This window comes from Aliiruegeria sabulilitoris, assembly GCF_001558155.1.
Lineage (GTDB): Bacteria > Pseudomonadota > Alphaproteobacteria > Rhodobacterales > Rhodobacteraceae > Tropicimonas > Tropicimonas sabulilitoris.
Window position 1 is genome coordinate 1 of record NZ_LOAS01000032.1, and the last position, 16,076, is coordinate 16,076.

A 16,076-nucleotide genomic window follows, 5' to 3' on the forward strand; every position below is an offset into this window, starting at 1 on the left:
TCCAATCCGAAAAACGCTCAAGCGTCCCAAATTATCTGACGACGGACACGGAGCCGAGTTGCTGTTCGAACTGATCTCCCAGCGATACGAACGCGGCTCCATCCTGATTACATCGAACCTACCGTTCGATGAATGGACCGAAACCTTCGGATCGGAGCGCCTCACAGGGGCCTTGCTCGACCGCCTGACCCATCATGTCTCAATCCTGGAGATGAACGGCGACAGCTATCGCCTCGCTCAGAGCAGGGCCCAGCAGAACTCCTGAACCGCGCTCGGATTGGTCCTTGCGGACCAAGGCGCCTTGGCAACCGTCAGCTATATGAGGAGCACGTTTGCCAAGGCGCCAGTCACGCCCAGACTGGCCGAATTTTGCTCCGCCCCGTGGCCGGATTTTGCACCGCCGTTGACACGTGTGCTGGTGTTCCCAAAACGACTGCGTTCGACTGCTGTGACGGTTAAACCAGGAGCCAACTCTCGGCAGAGACGGGCCACTTCTTCAAGACGCTCAGCTTGAGGTTTGGTTATAGAGAGCCGTTTTGGGCGCCCGTGGTTCTGGAGAACCGGGTAGGTCGTTCTGCCGGGAATACTGCCTTCTCCCACGCAGTGTCGTTGCCTCCTGGCAAGAAACGGTGCCAGCATGTCAGACAAATCCCGCCTCGCGGTGCGGGAAAGCGCTGTCGCTGCGGTATCGATGGCTGTCAGTTCGTCGGTTAGTGTGAACTCTGGCTCGGTTCAACCACAAGCGCCGCGAAGGCTGGCTCGGAAACCGCATCCTCCGACAAGGCCAGCTTGCCTGCCGCCAACTTCCTACGCCAGTCGTAAACCTGCCAACGCGTCAAACCGTGCCGCCGCGCCACATCCGCCACCTTCACGCCAGGTACATGGCTTTCAGCGGCAATACGCGCCCGTTCAGCCTCGCTCCGCCGCCGCCGCCCGCTGTGTCCTTCGATGACTTCCATGCTGCCCGCGAAACCATCGGTCGAGCCGTCCAAATAGCCGTCCATTTTGACGTCCCATGTTCTGTCTCATCGCGACAGGAATCTCACGTCAAACGCGGAAACGGCAGGAGGGGATCGGCGAAGCGCTTACGAATGAACTGCCCTTTCGGTTCAATGACATCGCCCACGAGATCAATTGAATCATCGCGATACAGCGATAAACGCGGCGGGCCTTTCGCCAATGCATTCATGCGCTTAGGCCAGCCCTTCAGAAAATCCGTCTCTGTCATCATGGTCAACTTGGCGGCTACGCTGCGTCACAATCCGAGTTCTGGATTCGAGATCCTCTTATCCATCATTCGCAAAAGGGCCGCGTGCATCCCCTGCTTTAAGTCCTCATCAGGGGCATGCTTCTTGTGGAGGCCGATCTCCCTTCGCCATCCCGTCCGCAATGCTTTCTCAAACAAGACCTCGCTCGCAATCTTCCTGTTCTCAGGATCTTGGTTCTCCACGACTTTCTCTCTGAATGCGGGATCATTCATCGCGTGTTTCAGAGTGTTGACGAGCTTCATCCGTTGTTCCTCGGGTGTGGTCAGGCCCTATCCTTTGAGCGAAGCGAAATAGTCGTCCCAACTTCTGTGCGGGCGACCGGCGGCTGTTTCGAAATCGCTGGGGGCATCGAGAGCACCATCGTGGATGCCCCGGTAGATCCCGGCGATAACCGTGCCGATGAACTCTCCCAGCTCGGCGATGCGGTCGGCCTTGTAGTCGTCGTGAGACATCGGACGATAGGTAAGGTCCGTGCCGAAAGTTCGGTTGAGATATTCCGCCAATTGCGCCTGTGTGAGCGCCTCGCCATGCAGCAGATAGGTCTGGCCGTTGTGCTCAGCCCCGATCAGCATCCGGGCATAGGCGAAGGCCAACTCGGGGCGGGTGGTGTATCCGCAACGGCCGTTACCGGCGGAGTTGGCGATCTCACCGGCCTTCCTGTAGGTCTCAATATATTCCACATCCGGCTCGATATAAATGCCGTTGCGGCCGATGACCCAGTCAAGACCACTGTCACGGATGTCCGCCTCGGTCTGACGATTGCTCTTGATGATGGGCGAGAAGCTCGTGCCTTCGTCTGCGCCCTGAACGGAGGTGTAGACGATCTTTGACACCCCGGCTGCCTTGGCGGCATCGATCACGTTGCGGTGCTGACCGATCCGGAGATCGGGAGCCGCCATGCCGGAAATCAGAAGCACGGTGTCCACCCCGGCCAGAGAGGCGCGCAACTGTTCCGCGTCGTCATAATCGCCGGGGCGAAGCTCGATCCCGAGATCTGGTGCCTTTTCGGGCGTGCGGGCGAGGCCGATGACGGGTTCGCCGGTATGCATTTCGACGAGGGCCCTGGCGATGGAGGTGCCGAGTTGGCCGGAAACGGCGGTGACAGCAATGGTCATGTTACGAATTCCTGTTTCTTGAGAGCTTGGCGCAACCGGATGCAGGTGCGATTTCAGGCGGCGTGTTGGGGCCTTGGGCGCAGGTACCAATACCAGACCCGGTAAGCCTCGAGCAGTCCCAGCGGCACGAAGTGAACGAGGGCGGCAGATGTTTCCGCCCAGTCATGCAGCGCCGCCCAGTGCAGCAGGGTCAGAACAGCGGCCACGTAGGTCGCGCGTTGCAACGGCTTCCAGGTTGTCCCGAGGGCCCGCACCCAACCGTCTGTCGAGGTGACCGCAAGCGGGATGAAGACAAGGAAGGCGATCCAGCCGGCCCAGATGTAGAATTTCGGCAGGTCGGAGACGACCTTCGGAAGCGCGCCGAGGTCGACGAGATAGAGGATCGTGTGGGCCAATGCGTAGAAAAAGGCCGCGACGCCGAAGTAGCGGCGGTTCTTCTGCAACCAGCGCGGACCGCGCCAGCCGCGAAACACGAGCGCCAGGGGCGAGGCCAGCATGGCGATGATCATGAACCGCGCGGCGAACTCACCGGTCGGGTGAAGGGCGTCGTACACGGCCTCGGCGTCCGTCGCGTTGAGCAGCCCCATCAGGGCGCCGAAGCCAGGCAGGGCGAGTAGCACCCAGAGCCAGTAGGGAGAAAATCGCGCGAGCATATTCGTGGTCCTTTGGTGATCTTTGCGCATGGCGCTAGGGGAAAGGCGCAGGTGGGCGTCACGAATGTCGCTTCCCGCGATGCCCGAGGGGCAGGTTTGGGCTGGGTCCTACGGATCGAGCACGATCTGGTGCATGAACATGGTCTGGCAGTTCTCAACCATGTTCAGCGGCGCATTGCGCAGCGTGCCGTCCCATTTTTCGATCATCTGTTCGGCGCAGGCATTGGACGCGGTCATGATTCCGGCCTTGTAGATGTAATGCGCCGCGCTTTCGTCGTAGCGCGTCTGCACCGCAGCCATCTCCTTGTGGTACCAGTCGCTCTGCACGATGCCACCGATGGTTTGCTTCATGTCCTTGATGAAGGCCGAATAGAGCTCCATGTGCTCCGGCGTGCCAACGATGCGCTCATGTCCGGTGATAACGAAGTTGAAGTCGTATTCGGCCAGCAACCGGTCCGGCAGGCCGAAGGCAAACCATGGATCGGTACTTTCGCCAAAGTGGATCCACGGCGCGGCATCGGGGTGGAACATGTCGATGGCCCAGAGGATCTTCTGCTCCGGCGCCCAGATCAGCATGTCGCTCTGCGAATGCCAGTTGCGCTCCAGGTCCCGCAGTTCCAACGTCAGCCCGCCGGTTTCCAGGGTGTATTCGGTCTCGAACACGACATCCGGCATCGGACGTTTGGGGTCGTTGGCCTCCGCCAGCAGATCGGCGGTTTCCTTCGAGGCGATCAGCACGGCCTCGTCGGGGAAGAGATGCGCGCCCTGGCTGTGATCGCGGTGGTGGTGGGAATAGATCACATGGGTGATCGGCTTGTCTGTCACCTGCGGGATCACCTCGAGCGCGAAGGGCGAGACGTCCGGTTTCGGATCGACCACGACGACGCCATCGTCTGTTTCGAAGAACACCATGTTTTCGAAGTCGTCATAGACGAACCAGGCATTCGCGGCGATCTTGTAATAGCCGTAGCCTTCCTCCGGGAGCGGTTCGTAGACGAAGTCGCGGGAGCTGTACCGGGCCTTGGTGGCCTCGTAGTCGAACGGCTCTTCTGCCAGTACGACGAGGGGCAAAAGGCTCAATGTGAGGGTCGTTGCTGCAAGTAGCTTGCGCATCTGTCTTTCCTCGTTGGTGGGTTGGAGTGGGGGCGTCGGCCTTTTGCCCGGCCGCCTCGGGGCTTAGCTGCCTGCGTCCTTGTCAGGGGCTGGTTGCCAGATGATCTCGGGGTTTTCACGGAAGGCGAAGCGTTCAAGGTGACTGCCGAGTACCTCTGCCGCCTTGTCCAGTTCCGCCCGGCTTTCAGCGGTAACGGCGAGTTCCAGAACGTCGTCCCGGGCCGTCAGCAGGCAGAGGCCGAATGGAAGCTCGATCCGGCCAGATTGGCGGCTGGTCTTCACCGGGACCTTGCGCCCGAAATGCTTGCACAACGACGCGATATATTGCGCGCCCTTGGCTGTGTGAAATTCAGCGCGTGTTTCCATATGACTGCTCCTTGATGTCTCGAAAGGACAGTATTTGCGGTGTATTGATTTGAGTATCTGGTGATATTGGAAGATATAGTTCCGTTAGGCAGAACAATGATTGATCATCTCAGGCACATGGCCATCTTCGCGCGGGTCGTGGATGAAGGCTCCTTTCGCGCTGCCGCGCATGCGATCGGCATTTCCCCGTCGCGGGTCAGCGAAACCGTGTCCGACCTCGAAAACTACCTCGGAATTACATTGCTCTACCGGACAACGCGCCGGATCGCGCTGACTAACGAGGGGCGGATCTTCTATGCCCGCGTGGCCGACATGCTGCGCAGCGCCGAGACCGGCCTGAACGAGCTGAACGCGCTTTCCCTCGAACCGGCGGGCGCGCTTCGGATCTCCATGCCGGCCTTCATGTCGTCCTCGGGGATCTCGACCGCCATCGCCAAGTTCATCCGCCTGCATCCGCATGTGGCGCTCTCGGTCTCCTACACGGACTATCCGGTGGGGCTGCTGGAAGACGGCTATGATGTGAATATCCGGGCCGGATGGCCGGAGGACAGCTCGATGATGTCCCGCAAGCTGGGAAACATGGAGCGCGTTGTTGTTGCCGGCACTCAATATGCTGCGTCGCGACCGACGCCACGCACCCCGGCCGATCTGGAAGACTGGGACTGGATCGGGTTCGAGCATCGCCCGGATGCCGTGGACCTCACCTCGGTCTCTGGTGAAACCGCAAAGGTCACCGGGCGGTCGCAACTCCAGGTCGACAGCGCTGAAGCGCTCGCCTATTTCACCCGGCTGAATGTCGGCGTGACGGTCCTTCCGTCCTATCTCGTGGAACGCGGAGAGGCATCGGGCGAGCTTGTCCGCCTGCTACCGGACTGGTGCCCGCGCCCGCTCGGCGTCCATGCGCTGTGGCCCGACACGTCCCGTCGAGAGAACCTGACGCTGTTGTTCGTCCGGTTCCTGGCCGACCATCACATTTAGTTTGCGCCGCCGCGACCTTGGCGGCCTATTTGGACTGTCCAGCTCAAATGCGGCCGGACGAAGAGATCTTCGGCTGGGCGCCTCGACCCCAGCACATGCTCCGGCACAGTCCAGCGCTATTCGATGAGCCGACCATTGAAGGCGTCGGTCACGCGCTGACAGGCCTCATTCACCAGCCGCCCCATACGCTCAAGCGAGTCATCGGGCAGTCTCAGGGTCAGGCCGGAAACCGAAACCCCGGCCACGGCCTCGTCGAAGGAATTGAAGACTGGAGCAGCGATGCAGCGCATTCCGATGAACCGCTCTTCATCGTCGAGTGCCCATCCGCGAGTTCGTACCACTTCGAGTTCTTTCCGGAATTTCTGCCTGTCCACGATCGTGTTGGGCGTGAAGGACGGAAGCCCTTTGGATTGCAGGATCGCATCGACCTGCGCCGGGCTCATATGCGCCATCAGGGTTTTTCCAATGCCGGACGCATGCATGAAACCGCGGGTGCCGGTCCGGAAAAAGACGCGGATCGGATTGTCCGATTCGACCTGGCAGAGAAACACCACGTCGCCGCTGTTCTCCACCGCGAGATTGCAGGTCTCGCCAGTCAGCTCGGAAAGCTCACGCATGATCGGGCGTGCCGCTTCCACGATATTCGACCTGTTCAGGTAAGCGTTGCCGATCCGGAACGCCTGTGTGCCAATAAACCATTTCTGGAGCGTGTCGGAAAACTCGACCATTCCGCGGAGTTTCATCGTCGCGAGGATGCGATGCATCGAAGCCGCCGGGATCCCCGTGGCTCGGGACAAATCTGACAGCGATGCGCCGCCGCTTGCGGCGATATGTTCGAGCACGCGCATTCCCCGATCGAGCGCTACGATCACGGTCTGGCCAGGTTCCGAGAACGCATTTGCAGGCCTGCCGCGCGGCCCGAAGTTCTTGCCATGCGTCATGTCCATCCTCCAGAATCCGCTTGGGTCGCTTGATACCGAACAAAGTTCGACCCTTCCATTCGAAAGTTGAAATCACATATATTCAATAAATTCAATTTATTACGTGGAAATTCCGTATATAGATGAATTTTTTCGGAAAAATTGAAAAACCTGTCGGATCCGTTAAGCTCAACGGGAGCCCACACAAGGCTCAGCGGTTTTCGGCCTTCGTGGTCGGACCGACAACAAACTATGATTCTGGGAGGAAATCATGACAAACCAAACCAGCCGCAGGAAATTCCTGCGCGGATCCGCAATTGCTGGTGCAGCCGCTCTCGCCGCTCCTTCGATCGCTCAGGCTCAGGGCACAACGACGCTGAAGATGCAGGCCGCCTGGGGGGGAGGCATCTGGCTCGAGAACGCAAAGACCTTCGCGCAGCGCGTGGCAGAGATGAGCGGCGGATCGCTGCAGATCGAGGTCCTTCCGGTGGATTCGGTCGTCAAGACAAGCCAGATGCAGGACGCGGTGCACCGCGGCGTGCTCGATGCGGCGCACTACGTCTGCGCCTACTGGTATTCCAAATCCAAGGCGGCGTCGCTGTTCGGCACGGGCCCGTGCTTTGGTTGGTCGAGCCAGGAAGTGCTCGGCTGGATCCATCACGGTGGCGGGCAGGAGCTGTTCGAAGAACTGATGGCCGAGCTCGGGCTCAACGTCGTGTCGTTCTTCAACTCGCCGATGCCGGCGCAACCGCTGGGGTGGTTCAAGGAAGAGATCACCGACGCAAGCCAGATGGAGGGCCTGAAATACCGCACCGTCGGTCTTGCCGCCGACGTTCTGCTTGAGATGGGCATGTCGGTCGTTCAATTGCCGGGCGGCGAGATCCAGCCGGCGATGAAGTCCGGCCTGATCGACGCGGCTGAGTTCAACAACCCGACTTCGGACCGTGAATTCGGCATGCAGGACGTCTCCAAGCACTACCACCTGGCCTCGTTCCACCAGAGCCAGGAATTCTTCGAGATCACCTTCAACAAGGACAAGTTCGAAGCCCTTTCCGACGCGCACAAGGCGATCATCAAGAACGCTTCGATGGCGGAGAACTCAAACTTCTGGTGGAACAACACCACCCAGTACGCCAAGGACCTCAGAACCCTGCGTGAAGAGCAAGGCGTGAATGTCTACCGGACGCCCGACAGTGTCATGGAAGCCCAGCTGGCGGCATGGGACAAGGTCGTGGATCGGATCTCCGCCGAGGAACCCTTCTTCGCCAAGGTCGTCGAGTCCCAGAAGGCCTATGCCAAGGACGTGATGTTCTACCTGGGGCTGAACCAGCCCGACTACCGGCTGGCCTACAACCACTACTTCGGCTGACACGGGTTCAGGCACGGACTGGAGCGAAGGCCGCCTGACCGCGGCCTTCGCGTCACGACTATTGCGGTGAGGGTGAGCCGTTGATCAAGACAATCCATGCCATCGAGGGGCTGAGCCAATGGGTCGGCAAGGCTTTCGGATGGTGCATTCTTATTTTGACCCTGTCGGTGTCATACGAAGTGTTCGTGCGCTACGTGCTGAACTCACCGACCGTCTGGGCCTTCGACATGATGGTGCAGATGTATGGAGCGCTATTCCTGATGGCGGGCGCTTATGCGCTGGCGCAGGACGCACATGTGCGCGGGGACGTCGTCTACCGGCTGTTCTCGGTCCGCTGGCAGGCGCGCATCGATTTCGTGCTCTACATCCTTTTCTTCTTCCCCGGCATGTTCGCGCTGTTCTGGTATGGCTGGGAAATCGCCTCCGACAGCTGGCGCTACAAGGAAGTGAGCTGGAACAGCCCTGCACGAATTCAGATCTACTTCTTCAAGACGCTGATCCCGATCGCCGGCGCGTTGTTGATGCTGCAGGGGGCAGCGGAAATGATGCGTTGCTGGCTGGCAATGCGCAGCGGTGAGTGGCTTGCCCGCATCGACGACGTCCGAGAGACCGAAGACATGCTGATGCACATGCAGGAAGATCACCCGGAAATCTATGGCAACGCCGACGAGACAAGAGACATAACAAAATGACGGATCCACATGTTGCTATCCTGATGCTGTGCCTGTTCATCCTACTGGTACTGCTTGGGTTTCCCATCGCCTTCACGCTTCTCGCGATGGGCGTCGGCTTCGGCTACTACGCCTATTACAACGGCCCGCCAGAGACGTTTTCGGACATCTTCAACAACAACATCTTCTACCTGCTGAACCAGAATACCTATTCGGTGATGGAGAACGATACGCTGGTGGCGATCCCGCTGTTCCTTTTCATGGGATACGTGGTCGAACGGGCCAACATCGTCGACCGGCTGTTCTTTTCGCTCTACATGGCGGCGCGCAACCTTCCGGGATCGCTGGCAATCGCGGCCCTGCTGACCTGTGCGGTGTTTTCGACGGCCTCGGGTATCGTGGGCGCGGTGGTGACGCTGATGGGGCTTCTGGCCTATCCGGCTATGGCGCAGGCCGGCTATAACCGCAGCTTCGCTTCCGGGGTGATTTGCGCGGGCGGCACGCTGGGGATCCTGATCCCGCCGTCGATCATGCTGATCGTCTATGCCGCCATCGCCGAACTGTCGCCCTTGCGGCTTTACGCGGCGGCGGTGTTCCCGGGGCTTTTGCTGGCTGGGCTCTATATCGTCTACGTGATCGTTCGGGTCATGCTGAACCCGTCTCTGGCCCCCAAGCCCTCCGACGAGGACGTTCCGCCCCCCTCGAAGATCTATCTCGATCTGCTGATTTCCTTTGTACCGTTGACGGTGCTGATCGCGCTGGTTCTGGGCTCGATCCTGGGCGGGCTGGCAACGCCGGCAGAGGCGGCGGCGATGGGCGCTCTTGGAGGCCTCGTGTTGGCAATGTTGTATCGATCCCTGACATGGGAGCGGGTGAAGGAAAGCGTCTTTCTGACGGCCAAGGCCACGGCCATGGTGTGCTGGCTTTTCGTCGGGTCGTGGACCTTCGCGTCGATCTTCTCCTATCTCGGCGGGCACGACGTGATCGAGCACTGGGTGGTCGGCATGGACCTGAAACCCTGGCAATTCCTGATCATGGCACAGCTCATCATCTTCCTCCTCGGCTGGCCGCTGGAATGGTCCGAGATCCTGATCATTTTCGTGCCGATCTTCCTGCCGATGCTCGATACCTTCGGGGTCAACCCCTACTTCTTCGCAATGCTGGTGGCGCTCAACCTCCAGACTTCGTTCCTGACACCGCCGATGGCGATGTCAGCCTATTACCTGAAGGGGGTTCTCAAGAACCAGATCGAGCTGATGGAGATCTTCCGCGGGATCATTCCGTATCTGGGCATCGTCATCCTTTGCATGGTGCTGATGTACCAGTTCCCGGGTATCGCGCTCTGGCTGCCTGATGCGCTGTTCGGAGTCTATGTACCGTGAACGGACGAGATCTGACCCAACTCCCGGCCGCACAAGCGGCCGCGGAGATCCGATCCGGCGTTCTGACCTCGGAGGCGCTGGTGCAGGCCTGTCTGGCACGCATCGCCGAAACTGACGGCACCATTCAGGCCTGGGAATATCTGGATCCCGAGGCGGCGCTGTCCCAGGCGCGAGAGATGGACGAGATCCGTCGAGCGGGGCGGGCGACCGGGCCGCTGCATGGCGTGCCGGTCGGGCTGAAGGATATCGTGGATACCGCTCACGCCCCGACGGCCTTCGGCTCTCCGATATTTGACGGCAACCGCCCAGCAGCGGATGCCTGCATCGTCGAGCGACTGCGCGAAGCCGGGGCGGTAATCCTCGGCAAGACCCGCACCACCGAATTCGCCTTCGCCCACCCGACCACCACGACAAATCCTTGGGATTCCAGTCGCAGCCCGGGCGGTTCCTCCAGCGGTTCCGCCGCGGCTGTCGCTGCGGGCCAGGTTCCGCTCGCGGTCGGCACGCAAACTGCCGGTTCGGTCATTCGTCCGGCCTCGTTCTGTGGCGTTTTCGGCTTCAAGCCGACACGTGGCACCATCTCGCGGCGGGGCGTGCTCCAGACATCCCAAACACTCGACCAGGTCGGGGTCTTTGGCCGAACGCTGGAAGATGTCGCGCTTCTGGCCGAGGTTCTCGGCAGTTATGATCCGAGCGACCCCCTGAGCCTGCCACGTCCGCGCCCTGCGATGGTAGCTGGCGTGGAGGCCGAGCCGCCCGTGGCCCCAGACATCGCCTGGTTCGACCTCGCCTTCCACGACCGGCTCGATCCGGATGCGCGGGAGGGGTACGAGCAGGTGATCGAGGCGCTTGGGCCGCGGGTGCAACGCTTCGACGTGGCGCCCCAACTGTCCGATCTCGGGCAGGTGCAGCAGACGATCCACGAGTATGAGTTCCTGCAGAATTTCCGGGAACTTATCGAACGGGATCAGGATCGGCTCAGCCCGACCCTGCGCGCCGTGATCGAACGTGCGCGCGCGATCAGCCAGGCGCAGTACGAGGATGCACTTGCGGTCAAGGCGTCGGCAGAGACGTTTTTTGCAGAACACTTCAAGGATTTCGACGCGATCCTGGCGCCGAGTGCCACGGGTGAGGCGCCACTCCTTTCCGCTGGAACTACCGGAGATCCGGCCTTCTCCAGGATCTGGACCCTGGCCGGGCTGCCCTGCGTGAGCCTACCGATCCTTGTCGGCGCGCAGGGTTTGCCGATCGGCACGCAACTGGTTGGCGCCTGTGAACTGGACGACCGGCTCCTGCGTACGGCGTCCTGGCTTTTGAAGAGCCTTTCCGAGAACGAGGAGGATATCTGACATGTCCCGACTGACCAATTTCACCATGGGCCTTATCGGCACATCGCTCTGGGCAATCTTCATCATCGGCCTCGCCCACAGCATTTCAACCGGCTTCGCCGGTTTCTGGGGCGGGCTGCCATTCACCATCATCGCCGGCTTCGTGATCTGTCTCGCCCTCTACAACTTCTGGGAGGAAACGATACGGAAGACGAAGAAATGAGCGCAAAGCCCGTTCTCTGGCTCCCACGGCGCGTATCGGATGCCACGATCGCGCGGGCGCGCGAAAGCTATGACGTGATCCTCAACGAGGCGGACGTTCCGGCGAGTGCCGACGAGATTGTCGCCATGAGCGCCCGTGCCGATGCGGTCATGCCCTGCCATTCGGAGAACTTCAGTGCCGAGGTCGTGGCGCGCCTCGATCCGCGGTTGAAGATCGTTGCCAATCATTCGGTCGGTGTCGACCATTGCGACCTGCCCGCGCTAAAGGAAAAGGGCATCGCGGTGACCAATACGCCCGATGTGCTCTCCGATGCGACGGCCGAGATCGCGATGCTGCTGATGCTCGGGGCCGCGCGCCATGCCGTGGCGGGCGATCACATGGTACGGACCGGATCCTGGAAGTTCTGGAGCCCCTCCTTCATGGTCGGCAAGCAGGTGACGGGTTCCCGGATCGGCATTGTCGGCATGGGACGGGTCGGTCGCGTCATGGCCGCCCGCGCGCGCGGGTTCGGGATGGATGTGCACTACTGCAACCGGACCCGGCTCCCCCCGGAGCTCGAAGCCGGGGCGACCTTTCACGCCGATCTCGACAGCCTGCTGGCAGTCTCGGAATTCCTGTCCCTGCATTGCCCCGCGACACCCGAGACAGAGAACCTGATGAACGCCGACCGGCTGGCGAAACTCCCGTCGGGCGCGATCCTGATCAATACCGCGCGCGGTGCTCTCGTTGACGAGGCGGCCCTGCTGGAGGCGCTGGACAGCGGCAGGCTGGCGGCGGCCGGGCTCGACTGCTTCCGCGTGGAGCCGGGCGGCAACCCGGCCTTCGCGGAGCATGAGAACATCTTCATGTTGCCGCACATTGGCAGTGCCACGACCCGCACCCGGGACGCGATGGGCTTCCGTGCTCTCGACAACCTGGATGCGTTTTTCGCTGGCGAAACGCCCGGCGATCTTCTCTGACCTGCCGCAGGTCCGAACAGGCGAGACCGGCGCGCTTGCGGCCCTGTCGCCCGTAAATGTTCGGTGGGCAGGCCGGAGCCGAGAATGGCCCAGTCGTGGTGATGCGCGGCTGCAAGTAACGGGCGGCCTCGCTGCCGCCCCCTTTTCGTTTCAGATCCCTGCGAGGAACGCGTCGATGCCGGCTTGCGCGACCTCGAGATCCTGAGACGGCAGGCCAGAGCTTACACCGATGCCGCCGACGACATTGCCATCGACCACCACCGGCAGCCCGCCCCCGACCACGACAAGCCGGCCACCAAGGGTGGACTCGATGCCCCATGCAGCGGCGCCGGGCTGGCTCGCGGCGCCGTATTCATGAGTGGCCTTGCGGGCGGCCGAGGCGGTGAAGCTCTTGTCGATGGCGATTGTCACGCTTGTGACCTTGCCGCCATCCATGCGCTCAAATGCAATCAGGTTGCCGCCCTCATCGGTGATCGCGATGCACATCGGCACGCCGATCTCTTCGGATTTATCCCGTGCGCCGGCGATCAACACGCGGGCATCGGCGATATCCAGTCTGGGAATTGTCAGCATGTCTCATGCTCCCTGCAATTTCTTGGCCTGCCGACGATACGCGTGCAGCAGGGGTTCGGTATAGCCCGAAGGTTGGTCGACGCCTTTCAGGATCAGGTCGCGCGACGCCGCAAAGGCCGGCCCGTCAAACTCCGGCGCCATCGGGCGATAGGCCGGGTCGCCGGCATTCTGACCGTCCACCTTCACCGCCATGCGCTTGAGACTGTCGATCACTTCGGCTTCCGAGATCACGCCATGAACCAGCCAGTTGGCGAGTATCTGTGAACTGATCCGGAGCGTTGCGCGGTCCTCCATCAGCGCCGCGTCGTTCAGGTCCGGCACCTTGGAGCAGCCGATGCCCTGGTCGACCCAACGCACGACATAGCCCAGGATCGACTGACAGTTGTTGTCGAGCCCATGGCGGATTTCCGCGGCCGAGAGGTTGCGCCCCGACAGGATCGGGGGGGTGAGCAGGTCGTCGAGGCTTGCCGTCTGCCGGCCGGCCAGTTCCTTGAGCCGGGCGAAGACGTCCACGTGGTGGTAATGCGTCGCGTGCAGCGTCGCGGCGGTGGGTGACGGCACCCAGGCCGTGGTGGCGCCGGCCTGCGGGTGAGCGATCTTGGCCGTGAGCATCTCCGCCATGTCGTCCGGCCTGGCCCACATGCCCTTGCCGATCTGGCCGCGCCCGACAAGGCCGGTCGTGATGCCGGCATCGACATTCCGGTCCTCGTAGGACAGCAGCCAAGGCGCGTTTTTCATGTCTTCCTTGGGGATCATTGGGCCGAGGAACATGCTGGTGCGAATCTCGTCCCCGGTGCGATCGAGAAAGCCAGTATTGATAAACACCAGCCGATTTCTCACCGCGCGAATGCATTCCACCAGGTTGGCCGAGGTCCGGCGTTCCTCGTCCATGATACCAAGCTTCACGGTATTGCGGGGCAGGCCGAGCACATCCTCGACCCGGCCATAGAGGCTGTCGGCCAATGCGGCTTCTTCCGGCCCGTGCATCTTGGGCATTACGACATAGACGGAGCCGGTAGCCGAGTTCGTGTTCTCGTTGCGGGCACGATCATGCATCGCCGCGGTCACGTTGAAGAACGCGTCCATCATGCTCTCGGGGATCTCGGCCCCGTCCAGCAGAACAGCGTCGGTGGTCATCAGGTGACCGACATTGCGCACCAGCGCCAGCGAGCGTCCCTTGAGCGTGATCGGCGTGCCATCGGGTGCGGTCAGCGCGCGGTCGGGAGCGAGGCTGCGTTCGACCGTCTTGCCGCCCTTCTCGAAGGTTGCCGTCAGCGTCCCGTCCATCAGCCCGAGCCAGTTGGAATAGACCAGAACCTTGTCCTCGGCATCCACCGCGGCGACCGAATCCTCGCAGTCGTGGATCGCCGTCATTGCGCTTTCCAAAACAACATCGCGTAAGCCCGCAGCACTCGCAGCCCCCACAGGAGTGTCGGGGTCGATCGCCAGTTCTATGTACAGATCGTTGTTGCGCAGAACGTAGGAGGCTTTCTTCTCCGCCTCGGAATACCCGACGAACGCCTTCGGATCGGCGAACCCGACAGGCTCCCCGGCAATATCCGCCACAAGTTCGGTCCCGTCGCGGAAATACCGCGCAACGTCCTTGTGCGATCCGCGCGCCAGAGGCACCGCGCTGTCCAGAAAATCGGCGGCCCAGGCAACCGCCTGCGCACCCCGTTCAGGGTCGTACCCGCGCCCGGAAGGCGCGCCCGGCAAGGCATCGGTGCCGTAAAGCGCATCGTAAAGCGACCGCCACCGCGCGTTTGCGGCATTCAACGCGTAACGCGCATTCATCACGGGAACGACAAGCTGCGGCCCGGCGATCGTGGCGATTTCCGGGTCGACGTTTTCCGTCCCGATCCGGAACGGCGCACCCTCCGGCACGAGGTAGCCGATTTCCTCGAGGAAGGATCGATACTCGGGGAGATCGAATACCTGCCCCTTGTGAGCGCGCGCCCAGCCGTCGAGTTTCGCCTGAAGTTCCGCTCGGTGGGCAATCAACTGACGGTTTCTAGGCGCCAGGTCCCGCAACAAGGTTGCGAACCCGGTCCAGAAACTCTCCACCGACACGCCGGTTCCCGGCAACAGCCGGGTCTCAGCAAATTCCACCAGAACGTCGGTGACCTGCAATCCTGCGCGTTCGAGATAGGCCATGTCGATGTCTCCCATGAGTTTCGGAAAAGGTAGATTTCCTCGAAGTATTCGTCCAAAATTCGGAAAATGTTTTCCACGATACGGAAATGACCTCCGCTGATGCCGAAAACTGCGCCGACAATCGACACACCCAGATCGGGCACGGTACAGGCCGTGGACCGGGCGCTCAGACTGCTGGAGGTTCTGGCCGATGGCCCGGGTGGTGCTGGTCTTTCGGAGCTTGCCGGGCATGTTGGCCTGGCGCCATCTACCGCGCACCGTCTTCTCACCACGTTGCAACAGCGCGGTTTTGTCCAGCACGACACAAGGAGCGGTCGCTGGCTTGTCGGGCACCGGGCGTTTTCGGTAGGCGAGGCCTTTTCGCTTCGTCGCAATCTCGTGGCGCCGGCATATCCCTTCCTGCGACAGCTGCGCGACCGGACGCGGGAAACCGCCAATCTCGGGGTGATCGAGGCGGAGGAGGCGGTGACCATCGCCCAGGTGGAGAGCCGTGAAATCATGCGTGCCATCGCGCCGCCCGGCGGGAGCGTTCCGGTTTTGAACTCCGGCATGGGAAAGGCCATCGTCGCAACCTGGCCCGATGCCGCCATCGCAAGACTGGTTGAACGGCAGGGCTTGCGCCCGATGACGTCGAAGAGTCTCGGCAGCCGGGAAGCGGTGATGAGGGAAATCCAGCGGATCCGCTCCCAGGGATTTGCCGTCGACAACGAGGAATACGTGGTCGGAATGCGCTGCGTCGCGGCCGTGGTCTGGTCGGCAACGGCTGAACCGATTGCCGCGATTTCCGTGTCGGGTCTTGCAGCGCGGCTGACCGCAGATGCCACCGACGACATTGCCAAGGAAGTGCGATCCGCGGCAGACCAGTTGACGCGGGCGATCGGAGGGACCCCGCAGTGACCGGTTGATACACAGGCCGTTCCACCGGGGGGGCGGGGAGGCTTCGGCACGTCACACCGATCGGGCCGAAAAGAGGAAATCGGTCAGGCTTACGGGACCAACATGAC

At 61.6% G+C, this 16,076-nt stretch carries 19 protein-coding genes; 9 read left to right on the top strand and 10 right to left on the bottom strand.

Annotation, left to right across the window (positions count from 1 at the left end):
- Positions 1-265: ATP-binding protein (locus AX756_RS21315; protein ID WP_197431106.1), on the top strand; the 265-nt coding region annotated here is incomplete at its 5' end.
- 445 nt (positions 266-710) lie between these two features.
- On the opposite strand, the gene AX756_RS21320 is transcribed toward AX756_RS21315, so the two are convergent.
- The 7 genes from AX756_RS21320 to AX756_RS21345 all read right to left on the bottom strand — a co-directional run bounded on the left by AX756_RS21320 (position 711) and on the right by AX756_RS21345 (position 4,515).
- On the bottom strand, positions 711-1,004 hold the full coding sequence (locus tag AX756_RS21320; protein ID WP_068316859.1) for a transposase: 294 nt from the start codon (positions 1,002-1,004) through the stop codon (positions 711-713).
- 38 nt (positions 1,005-1,042) lie between these two features.
- Positions 1,043-1,228 carry a hypothetical protein gene (locus AX756_RS25800; protein ID WP_156461602.1) on the bottom strand — a complete coding sequence of 62 codons (186 nt, stop codon included), beginning with the start codon at positions 1,226-1,228 and terminating at the stop codon, positions 1,043-1,045.
- 27 nt (positions 1,229-1,255) lie between these two features.
- The gene (locus AX756_RS21325) at positions 1,256-1,510 is read right to left on the bottom strand and encodes a hypothetical protein (protein ID WP_068316861.1); all 255 of its coding nucleotides are present in this window, start codon (positions 1,508-1,510) and stop codon (positions 1,256-1,258) included.
- 27 nt (positions 1,511-1,537) lie between these two features.
- Positions 1,538-2,383, bottom strand: a complete 846-nt coding sequence (locus tag AX756_RS21330; RefSeq protein ID WP_068316863.1) for an SDR family oxidoreductase — start codon at positions 2,381-2,383, stop codon at positions 1,538-1,540.
- 53 nt (positions 2,384-2,436) lie between these two features.
- Positions 2,437-3,036, bottom strand: a complete 600-nt coding sequence (locus AX756_RS21335) for a protein-methionine-sulfoxide reductase heme-binding subunit MsrQ (protein ID WP_068316866.1) — start codon at positions 3,034-3,036, stop codon at positions 2,437-2,439.
- A gap of 108 nt (positions 3,037-3,144) precedes the next feature.
- Positions 3,145-4,149 (bottom strand): MBL fold metallo-hydrolase, encoded by a 1,005-nt coding sequence (locus AX756_RS21340; protein ID WP_068316868.1) that lies wholly within the window; start codon positions 4,147-4,149, stop codon positions 3,145-3,147.
- Positions 4,150-4,212: 63 nt separating this feature from the next.
- Complete coding sequence (locus AX756_RS21345) at positions 4,213-4,515, bottom strand: DUF2218 domain-containing protein (protein ID WP_068316871.1); 303 nt, start codon at positions 4,513-4,515, stop codon at positions 4,213-4,215.
- Between the two features lie 96 nt (positions 4,516-4,611).
- Between AX756_RS21345 and AX756_RS21350 the strand changes: the two genes are divergently transcribed.
- Complete coding sequence (locus AX756_RS21350; RefSeq protein ID WP_068316874.1) at positions 4,612-5,493, top strand: LysR family transcriptional regulator; 882 nt, start codon at positions 4,612-4,614, stop codon at positions 5,491-5,493.
- 116 nt (positions 5,494-5,609) lie between these two features.
- Here AX756_RS21350 and AX756_RS21355 read toward each other — a convergent pair whose 3' ends face one another.
- On the bottom strand, positions 5,610-6,434 hold the full coding sequence (locus AX756_RS21355; RefSeq protein ID WP_068316876.1) for an IclR family transcriptional regulator: 825 nt from the start codon (positions 6,432-6,434) through the stop codon (positions 5,610-5,612).
- 250 nt (positions 6,435-6,684) lie between these two features.
- Here AX756_RS21355 and AX756_RS21360 point away from each other — a divergent pair, with 250 nt between their 5' ends.
- The 6 genes from AX756_RS21360 (at position 6,685) to AX756_RS21385 (ending at position 12,345) form a co-directional block, all read left to right on the top strand.
- Complete coding sequence (locus AX756_RS21360; protein WP_068316879.1) at positions 6,685-7,782, top strand: TRAP transporter substrate-binding protein; 1,098 nt, start codon at positions 6,685-6,687, stop codon at positions 7,780-7,782.
- Positions 7,783-7,862: 80 nt separating this feature from the next.
- Positions 7,863-8,474 carry a TRAP transporter small permease subunit gene (locus AX756_RS21365; protein ID WP_068316882.1) on the top strand — a complete coding sequence of 204 codons (612 nt, stop codon included), beginning with the start codon at positions 7,863-7,865 and terminating at the stop codon, positions 8,472-8,474.
- Complete coding sequence (locus AX756_RS21370; RefSeq protein ID WP_068316885.1) at positions 8,471-9,835, top strand: TRAP transporter large permease; 1,365 nt, start codon at positions 8,471-8,473, stop codon at positions 9,833-9,835. The genes AX756_RS21365 and AX756_RS21370 overlap by 4 nt, the downstream gene beginning before the upstream one ends.
- Positions 9,832-11,184 carry an amidase gene (locus tag AX756_RS21375; RefSeq protein WP_068316889.1) on the top strand — a complete coding sequence of 451 codons (1,353 nt, stop codon included), beginning with the start codon at positions 9,832-9,834 and terminating at the stop codon, positions 11,182-11,184. Before AX756_RS21370 ends, AX756_RS21375 begins: the two co-directional genes overlap by 4 nt.
- Before the next feature lies 1 nt (position 11,185).
- Positions 11,186-11,386 carry a hypothetical protein gene (locus AX756_RS21380; protein WP_068316892.1) on the top strand — a complete coding sequence of 67 codons (201 nt, stop codon included), beginning with the start codon at positions 11,186-11,188 and terminating at the stop codon, positions 11,384-11,386.
- The gene (locus tag AX756_RS21385; protein WP_068316895.1) at positions 11,383-12,345 is read left to right on the top strand and encodes a 2-hydroxyacid dehydrogenase; all 963 of its coding nucleotides are present in this window, start codon (positions 11,383-11,385) and stop codon (positions 12,343-12,345) included. The genes AX756_RS21380 and AX756_RS21385 overlap by 4 nt, the downstream gene beginning before the upstream one ends.
- Positions 12,346-12,495: 150 nt before the next feature.
- On the opposite strand, the gene AX756_RS21390 is transcribed toward AX756_RS21385, so the two are convergent.
- Positions 12,496-12,918 (bottom strand): GlcG/HbpS family heme-binding protein, encoded by a 423-nt coding sequence (locus AX756_RS21390; RefSeq protein WP_068316898.1) that lies wholly within the window; start codon positions 12,916-12,918, stop codon positions 12,496-12,498.
- A gap of 3 nt (positions 12,919-12,921) precedes the next feature.
- A complete protein-coding gene (locus AX756_RS21395; protein ID WP_156461603.1) occupies positions 12,922-15,072 on the bottom strand; it encodes a malate synthase G in 2,151 nt (716 codons plus the stop codon).
- 99 nt (positions 15,073-15,171) lie between these two features.
- On the opposite strand from AX756_RS21395, the gene AX756_RS21400 reads away from it, so the two are divergent.
- Positions 15,172-15,969, top strand: a complete 798-nt coding sequence (locus AX756_RS21400; protein WP_068316903.1) for an IclR family transcriptional regulator — start codon at positions 15,172-15,174, stop codon at positions 15,967-15,969.
- Positions 15,970-16,076: the final 107 nt, after the last annotated feature.

Excerpts from the sequence above, each read along its gene's own strand:
- AX756_RS21320 (WP_068316859.1), bottom strand. The coding sequence starts at position 1,004 with ATGGACGGCTATTTGGACGGCTCGACCGATGGTTTCGCGGGCAGCATG.
- AX756_RS25800 (WP_156461602.1), bottom strand. The coding sequence starts at position 1,228 with ATGACAGAGACGGATTTTCTGAAGGGCTGGCCTAAGCGCATGAATGCA.
- AX756_RS21325 (WP_068316861.1), bottom strand. The coding sequence starts at position 1,510 with ATGAAGCTCGTCAACACTCTGAAACACGCGATGAATGATCCCGCATTC.
- AX756_RS21330 (WP_068316863.1), bottom strand. The coding sequence starts at position 2,383 with ATGACCATTGCTGTCACCGCCGTTTCCGGCCAACTCGGCACCTCCATC.
- AX756_RS21335 (WP_068316866.1), bottom strand. The coding sequence starts at position 3,036 with ATGCTCGCGCGATTTTCTCCCTACTGGCTCTGGGTGCTACTCGCCCTG.
- AX756_RS21340 (WP_068316868.1), bottom strand. The coding sequence starts at position 4,149 with ATGCGCAAGCTACTTGCAGCAACGACCCTCACATTGAGCCTTTTGCCC.
- AX756_RS21345 (WP_068316871.1), bottom strand. The coding sequence starts at position 4,515 with ATGGAAACACGCGCTGAATTTCACACAGCCAAGGGCGCGCAATATATC.
- AX756_RS21350 (WP_068316874.1), top strand. The coding sequence starts at position 4,612 with ATGATTGATCATCTCAGGCACATGGCCATCTTCGCGCGGGTCGTGGAT.
- AX756_RS21355 (WP_068316876.1), bottom strand. The coding sequence starts at position 6,434 with ATGACGCATGGCAAGAACTTCGGGCCGCGCGGCAGGCCTGCAAATGCG.
- AX756_RS21360 (WP_068316879.1), top strand. The coding sequence starts at position 6,685 with ATGACAAACCAAACCAGCCGCAGGAAATTCCTGCGCGGATCCGCAATT.
- AX756_RS21370 (WP_068316885.1), top strand. The coding sequence starts at position 8,471 with ATGACGGATCCACATGTTGCTATCCTGATGCTGTGCCTGTTCATCCTA.
- AX756_RS21380 (WP_068316892.1), top strand. The coding sequence starts at position 11,186 with ATGTCCCGACTGACCAATTTCACCATGGGCCTTATCGGCACATCGCTC.
- AX756_RS21385 (WP_068316895.1), top strand. The coding sequence starts at position 11,383 with ATGAGCGCAAAGCCCGTTCTCTGGCTCCCACGGCGCGTATCGGATGCC.
- AX756_RS21390 (WP_068316898.1), bottom strand. The coding sequence starts at position 12,918 with ATGCTGACAATTCCCAGACTGGATATCGCCGATGCCCGCGTGTTGATC.
- AX756_RS21395 (WP_156461603.1), bottom strand. The coding sequence starts at position 15,072 with ATGGCCTATCTCGAACGCGCAGGATTGCAGGTCACCGACGTTCTGGTG.
- AX756_RS21400 (WP_068316903.1), top strand. The coding sequence starts at position 15,172 with ATGCCGAAAACTGCGCCGACAATCGACACACCCAGATCGGGCACGGTA.